The organism is Micromonospora sp. CPCC 205546 (genome assembly GCF_036902715.1).
Classification (GTDB): domain Bacteria; phylum Actinomycetota; class Actinomycetes; order Mycobacteriales; family Micromonosporaceae; genus Micromonospora.
The window spans coordinates 43,042-50,246 of sequence record NZ_JBAKHL010000045.1 but is presented as its reverse complement, the minus strand read 5'-3'; the positions used below and the strand labels follow the sequence as shown (position 1 = coordinate 50,246).

Sequence of the window (7,205 nt, the reverse complement as noted above, 5' to 3'; positions counted from 1 at the left end):
CGACTTTGGTGGGCTGACGAACCGGCTCAGTCCACGAGCGGGCGGACGTCCCAGACGTGGGCGCCGGCCACCTCCCGGCCCGGGCCGATCAGCGCGTCGACCGTACGGCGCACCGGGTGGCCGTGGTGCAGCCCACCCTGGACCACCAGGGCGGCGCGCCAGTGGCGCAGGTCCTCGACCGCCTGGCGGCGGTGCTCGTCGGTGATCACCGGCACCTCGCCGGTCTCGGCCACCCGGCGCAGCAGTTCGGCGGTGGGGCGGTCCGGCGCGCCCCACCGGGCGGCCGGATCGTCGGCGGCCCGGGGGCCGATGAAGTAGCCGCCCGGCGCCGGGAAGGCCAGCCCGGTGCGGGCCGACCAGAGCATCGCCGGGCTGATCCCGGCGCCCGTCACCGGCGGCACCGGCACCAGGGTCCGGCCCGGCGGGACGTGGGCGCGCCAGCCGCCCTCGGCCACGAACGCCGGCACGGGCCACGCCGGCACGGTCCGGATCGGGGTGGGGATCAGGGGCAGCAGCGCGGCGGCCACCGCCCCGCCCCAGAGCAGCCGCACCGGCACGCCGCCCGCCCACGCCCCGGTCATGCCGTCGCCCCGCGCTCCGGCCACGGCCTCGGGGCGCAGCCGGTCCAGGGAGAGGGCGAGCAGGACGCCCAGCACCGGGACGCAGACCAGCGGGAAGCGCGCCGGCACCGCGTGGTCGAGCAGGGGCAGCCCGGCGACCAGCCGGTACGGCCCGGGGATGCCGGTGGGCGTGCCGTCCAGCCGGACCTGCTCGCCCAGCGAGAGCAGCGCGAAGAACAGCCCGCAGACGGCCAGCGCGCGCACCAGCGGCCGACGCCACAGCCAGATCGCGATCACCACGGCGAGCACCAGCAGCCCCGGCCCGAAGAAGGAGTTCTCCTCCGTGGGGTTGGGCGCGAGCAGCCCCGGCAGGTGGTCGTCGCCGAGCACCGTCTGCCGCGCGGAGGCGGTGAAGGACGCGGCGTCGAGCTGGTAGCCGTACGCGTGGAAGGGCATCCCCCGGTAGTGGCCCGGGCCGAAGAACTGGAACCACAGCGGGTACGCCAGCAGCGGCAGCGAGACCGCCACGCCGACGGCGAGCCGGCCGAGCAGCGCGGGCGCCAGCCGGCGTGCGGCCCCCCGGTCGGCCGCCGCGTACGCCAGCGCGAACGTCCCGGCGGCGAGGACCAGGAAGACCAGCACCTCCTCGCCGAGGAAGACCTGGTACGCCACCAGCAGCCCGAGCAGCGTGCCGTGCCGCCACACCCGGCGCGGGTCGGGGTGGAACACCAGCGCCAGGATCACCGGCACGAGGAACTGCGCCGCCATGTGCAGGTGCGCCCCGGCCTGCGCGACCATGCCGGGGGCGAAGCCGCAGAACAACCCGCCGACGGCCGCCGCGGCCCGGGAGTCGACCAGCCGGCGGCGCAGCAGGGCGTACCAGGCGGTCGCGGTGCCGGCGAGGCAGCAGACCACGGCCACCAGGAACGCGGCCTGCGAGCCGAAGAGCAGGGTGACCGGCGTCAGCGGCACCCCCAGGCCCAGCACGGAGGTGTTGGCCATCAGGTTCACCCCGTCCGGGGCGTTCAGCTCCGCGCTGTACAGCGGGTTCTCCAGGCGGGTCACCGCCCGGGCCGCACGGGCCAGCATCCACTCGAAGAGGACCTGGTCCCCCGCCTGGTGGAACAGCCGCCCCGGGCGGCCCCACTGGCCGACGGTCAGCAGCACCGCCAGGGCGAAATAGCCGGCGACGACCAGCGCGTCCGGCGCGCGTACCGGCAGCCGGCGGGACCGCCGCGCGGGTGCCGCGTCGACGGTGCCGGTCGCCACCGGGGCGGTCATCAGGCCGAGGGGTCGGTCAGCGCCCGGACGTCCCAGACCCAGACGTCGAGCTCCCGGCGACCGGGACCGACCAACTGCTCCACGGTGCGCCGCAGCTGCTCAGCGTGGTGCTGACCGACCGGCAGCACCAGGATGGCCGCCCGCCAGTGCCGCAGCTCGTCGAGCGAGCGACGGCGCTGCCGGTCGTCCAGCTTCGGGATGCGGCCGGTCGAGGCCACCTCCTCCAGCAGCCGCCCGACGCCGCTGGGCCGGCCGCCGAAGCGGCCCGGGTCGCCGGTGTTGCCGTTGCGCGGCGCCAGGAAGTAGCCGCCGGGGATCTTGAAGTCGAGGTTGGTGGAGGCGGCCCAGCGCATCCCGTGGGTGTGCCCCATGGCGGGCACCGGGATCGGCACCAGCGTCTGGTCGGGACCGACGTAGCCGCGCCACCGGTCGGCGGTGATGAAGTCCGGCACCGGCGGGCGGGAGGTCACCTGCAACGGCATCGGCGCGATCGGCAGCAGCGCGAGGACGAGACCGGCCACGGTGAGCGTACGCAGCGTGCGCCGCTCGAGCGGCAGCGCACGGGAGCGCTCGACGGCGAGGGCCAGCAGGATGCCCACCACCACGCTGGTGATCAGGCCGAACCGGGTGGGCACCACCGCGTCGAGCAGCGGCAGCCGGACCAGCCACTCCCATGGGCCGGTGAACAGCTCGCGGTCCCACCAGGACACCCGCTCGCCGAGGGAGAGCACGGCGAAGAACGCGCCGGTCGCGGCGAGCGCCCGCACGAGCGTCTCCCGCCGCAGCCAGGCCACGATGCCGACGGCGATCAGGGCGAGGCTCCAGCCGAAGAAGGCGTTCTCCTCCGAGTAGTTGGGCGCGAGGTTGACGTTGGCGCGCTGGTCGCCGCCGATCGTCGGCGAGCCGGGCGCGAAGAAGGCCGCGATGTCGTTGCCGTAGTCGCGGACCGCGTCGCTCAGCCCGTGGTACGCCATCGGCCCGGCGAACTGGACGTAGAGCGGGTAGGCCAGCAGCGACCCGGCGAGCACGGTGCAGATCGCGAGGGCCTTGGCCAGCGGTCGCCAGGCCGCCGACCAGAGCGCGGGCCGCTGGGCGAGCACGGCCAGCAGGAACACCCCGCAGGCGAGCGCCGTGAAGAGCAGGATCTCCTCGTTGATGAACGCCTGGGCGGTGACCATCAGGGCGAGCAGCGCGCCGTCGCGCCACGGCCGCCGGGACCGGGTGATGACCAGCACCCGCCAGACGATGAACGGCAGCAGGAACTGGGAGATGATGTTGGGGTGCCAGTTGGCGTGCGAGAGCATCGCCGGCGAGAACCCGCAGAACCAGCCACCGACGGCCGCCGCCAGCGGGCTGCGCACGACGTGCCGGGAGAGCACGAAGTACCAGGCCGAGGCGGTGCCGGCGAGCGCGAGCGTGACCAGCACCACGAAGGTCACGGCCGGCCCGAAGAGCAGCGTCACCGGCACCATCGGGATGCCCAGCGCGAGGATGGCCGTGTTGGCCATCAGGTTGACCCCGTCGGGGTAGTTGAACTGGTCGGTGAAGAACGGGAACTCGCCATGCAGCACCACGCGTACCGAGTGGGCGAGGAAGAACTGCACCTGGGCCGGGTCGCTGCTGTAGAGCGACGCCACCCGGCCGGCCGGGTCCACCCAGATCTGGCTGGTCACCCACACCGCGGCGAGCAGGAACAGGCCGAAGACCGTGAGGTCCTGCCGCCGCCGGGTCCACCGTCGCGGCCGGGCCGCGGCATCCGCCCCGCCGGCCTCGCCGGAGGGGGTGGCGGCGTCGGTCGGCGCGGCGGCCACGCCGGGCTCGGCGTCGCCGGCGGCCCCGTCCGGCGTACGGTCACCGGGTTCCACGCGCGGCGCCACGGGTTCGGACGCGGGGGCCGCGGCGGCGTCGGATTCCGACCAGGATTCGGCGCGGGTCTCGGCAGGCGTCACAGTCGGCGGAGTCTACCCGAGCGGGACATTCACCCTGAAACCACGGCAGTGTCCTGTGTGGCCGGTGTCGGCCACGGCCCCCGACCTGCACAACGACGGCGGTCGAGGTGGCGCGCCCCGGTGATCCGACATCTCGTACTATGGCGCTTTCCGTTGAACGACGGCTGAGGCGATCGAGGGGGCGTACAGGTGGCTCCAGTCCGCCGGCGCGGCATCACGGCCACCGCACTGCTGAGCCTGCTGCTCACCGCGACCGCCTGCGGTCCGGTGGCCGAGCGGCGGCCGGGCGACCTGCGGGTCGGCTACGACAGCCTGGACGGCGACCTCGCGGTCTGGCCGCCCCGCGGCACGCTCGCGGGTGACGCCGCCGTCCGGTCGGCCGTGACCGGGGCGGTACGCGACTGGCGGTCGCCGGCCGACGACCGGGTGCACCTGCCCACCTCCGGGATCCTCTGGTCCGGCGAGGTCGACGGCGCGCCGCTGGCGCTGGTCGCCGCCGACGTGCCCGGCGAGAGCGCCTCCTGGCTGCTCCAGGTCACCGCCGAGGACGGCCGGTACGCGGTCACCCGCGCCGCCGAGTACACCGACCCCGGCTACCTGGTCTACTCCGACGTGCTGCCCGTGCACACCTCCGACGGGCGGCGCTACCTCACCTCCGAGCGGGTGCAGCGGCTGCTCGGGCCGGACGGCCGCGCCCTGCGGCACGCCGACGGCCTCACCGAGCCGGTGGACGTGCCGGCGTGCCGGGCGGTGCCGGTGACCGCCACGCTCAGGGCCACCGAGGCGCTGCCCCGGGGCCGGTCCGCCGACCGGCTGCTGGACCTCGGCACGGGCACCACCGACCCGCGCTACCCGCTCGTACGCGACGAGAGCGGCTCCGGCAAGCGGGCCCTCACCGGCCTGGACACCTGCGTGCTCGCCGGCGAGCAGGGCCCCTTCGGCAGCGTTCCCCGGCGCATCGGCGACCGGGACGCGCCACGCTCGGTGCCGTCGTCGTGGCCGATGACCAAGCTGACCGTACGCACCCTGGGCGAGGTCGCCCTGGGCGGCGGCGAGCCGGCGGAGCTGGAGCAGCTCACCTGGGAGACGGCCGACGGCACGATGACCGCCGTGGTGTACCGCCCCTCCGACGGGGGCACGCCGGTGGTCTCCCCCGCCGACCGGTCCAACCCGTTGCAGACCTACACGCTGCCGGTGCCGGGGCAGCCGCTGGCCGTGCTGAGCTGGCGGCCGACCGCCGACAGCTCGCTGTCGACGCCGCCGGACACGCTCCGGCTGGTGGACCGGCCGGGGCTGGTCGTGGTGCCGATGCCGACCCGCTCGCAGACGTTCAGCCTCGCCGAGGCGGAGAAGCCCCACTACCGCTCCCTGGGCGGCCGCTGACCCGGCACGCGGGACGCCGACGGCGGGTGGCCCGGTCTCCCGGGGCACCCGCCGTCGGCGGTCGGAGGCTCAGTTCTGCGCGGCCGCGTCGTCGGCGGTGATCACCGGCTCCACCGGCTCGACGTCCAGCCGGGAGATCCAGCCGGTGACGTCGCGGGCCACGTCCTGCGCGGTCAGGCCGAGGTCGGCGAGGATCTGCGCGCGGGTGCCGTGCGGGTGCCAGTCGGCCGGTACGCCCAGGTCCTTCAGCGGCACCCGGACGTCGGCGTCGCGCATCGCCTGGGCGAGGGCGTCGCCGACGCCACCGACCCGGACGCCGTCCTCGACGGTGACCACGAGGCGGTGCCCGGCGGCCAGCTCGACCAGCTCCGCCGGGACGGGACGGACCCAGCGCGGGTCGACCACGGTGACCCCGAAGCCCTGCCCGGCGACCCGGGTCGCCACCTCCATGCCGAGGTGGCCGAAGGAGCCGACCGCGACCACCAGCACGTCCTTGCGGGCCGACTCGGCCAGCACGTCGACGGTGCCGACCCGGCGCACGGCCGGCAGGTCGGCGGCGACGGTGCCGGTCGGGAAGCGGACGATGGTGGGGCCGTCGTCGACGCCCACCGCCTCGCGCAGCTCCTCGCGCAGCGTGGCGGCGTCGCGGGGCGCGGCGATCCGCAGCCCGGGCACGACCCCGAAGACGGACATGTCCCACATGCCGTAGTGGCTCGGCCCGTCGGGGCCGGTGATGCCGGCCCGGTCCAGCACGAAGGTCACCGGCAGCCGGTGCATCGCCACGTCCAGCAGGACCTGGTCGAAGGCGCGGTTGAGGAAGGTCGCGTAGACCGCCACCACGGGGTGCAGCCCGCCGAGGGCCAGGCCGGCGGCCGAGGTGGCCGCGTGCTGCTCGGCGATGCCCACGTCGTAGACCCGGTTCGGGTGCTTGCGGGCCAGCTTGGCGATGCCGGTGGGCTCGGCCATCGCGGCGGTGATGCCCACCACGTCGGGCCGCTCGTCGGCGATCGCGACCAGCTCGTCGGCGAAGACGTGGGTCCACTTCACCGACGGGGCGGCCACCAGCTTGCCGGTCTCGATGTCGAAGGCGCTGCCCGGGCCGTGCAGGCAGTCGGCCTCGTCCTCCTCGGCCGGGCGGTAGCCGTAGCCCTTGCGGGTGACGGCGTGCACGATCACCGGGCCGCCGAAGTTCTTCGCCGCGCGCAGCGCCGACTCGACCGCGGTCACGTCGTGCCCGTCGACCGGGCCGACGTACTTGATGCCGAGGTCCTCGAACATCGCCTGCGGGGCGACCGCGTCCTTGATGCCCCGCTTGACCGCGTGCAGCACCTCGTACATCGGCCTGCCGACCAGCGGCGTCGAGCCGAGCGCCTCCTTGACGGTGTCGAGCACCTTCTCGTAGCCGGGGTTGAGCCGCAGCGCCGACAGGTGGTCGGCGAGGCCGCCGATGGTCGGCGCGTAGGACCGGCCGTTGTCGTTGACCACGATCACCAGCGGGTTGCGGGAGGTGGCGATGTTGTTCAGCGCCTCCCAGCACATGCCGCCGGTGAGCGCGCCGTCGCCCACCACGGCGACCACGCTGCGCTGCTCGCCCCGCAGCGCGTACGCCTTGGCCAGGCCGTCGGCGTAGGACAGGGCGGTGGAGGCGTGCGAGTTCTCGATCAGGTCGTGCTCGCTCTCGGCCTGGCTGGGGTAGCCGGAGAGGCCGCCGCGCTGGCGCAGCCGGTCGAAGCCGGTCTGCCGCCCGGTGAGGATCTTGTGCACGTACGCCTGGTGACCGGTGTCGAACAGCAGCCGGTCGCGCGGGGAGTCGAAGACCCGGTGCATGGCCAGGGTCAGCTCGACCACGCCCAGGTTGGGGCCGACGTGGCCACCGGTGCGCGAGACCTTGGCGACCAGGAAGTCACGGATCTCGGCGGCGAGGACGTCCAACTCCTCGGCGGACATCCGCTTGACGTCCTGCGGACCCCGGACAGTGGCCAGCAGCCCGGTGTGGTGGACCGTGTCCTCTTCAACGCTCATGACGCAAGAG

General features: G+C 74.8%; 4 protein-coding genes. 1 reads left to right on the top strand and 3 read right to left on the bottom strand.

The genetic code is table 11. The annotated features are described in order from the left end of the window. Window positions 1–26: 26 nt before the first annotated feature. Entirely contained in the window at window positions 27–1,841 is a 1,815-nt protein-coding gene (locus V6U77_RS20665) for a hypothetical protein (protein ID WP_334608028.1), read from the bottom strand. Continuing rightward, a complete protein-coding gene (locus tag V6U77_RS20660; RefSeq protein ID WP_334608027.1) occupies window positions 1,841–3,790 on the bottom strand; it encodes a hypothetical protein in 1,950 nt (649 codons plus the stop codon). Before V6U77_RS20660 ends, V6U77_RS20665 begins: the two co-directional genes overlap by 1 nt. Before the next feature lie 189 nt (window positions 3,791–3,979). Here V6U77_RS20660 and V6U77_RS20655 point away from each other — a divergent pair, with 189 nt between their 5' ends. Continuing rightward, complete coding sequence (locus V6U77_RS20655) at window positions 3,980–5,173, top strand: hypothetical protein (RefSeq protein WP_334608026.1); 1,194 nt, start codon at window positions 3,980–3,982, stop codon at window positions 5,171–5,173. 69 nt (window positions 5,174–5,242) lie between these two features. Here the strand turns inward: V6U77_RS20655 and dxs are convergent, their stop codons facing one another. Further along, entirely contained in the window at window positions 5,243–7,195 is a 1,953-nt protein-coding gene (dxs, locus tag V6U77_RS20650; RefSeq protein ID WP_334608024.1) for a 1-deoxy-D-xylulose-5-phosphate synthase, read from the bottom strand. Window positions 7,196–7,205 lie beyond the last annotated feature (10 nt).

Coding starts and splice junctions, on each gene's coding strand:
- V6U77_RS20665 (WP_334608028.1), bottom strand. CDS start 1,841: ATGACCGCCCCGGTGGCGACCGGCACCGTCGACGCGGCACCCGCGCGG.
- dxs (WP_334608024.1), bottom strand. CDS start 7,195: ATGAGCGTTGAAGAGGACACGGTCCACCACACCGGGCTGCTGGCCACT.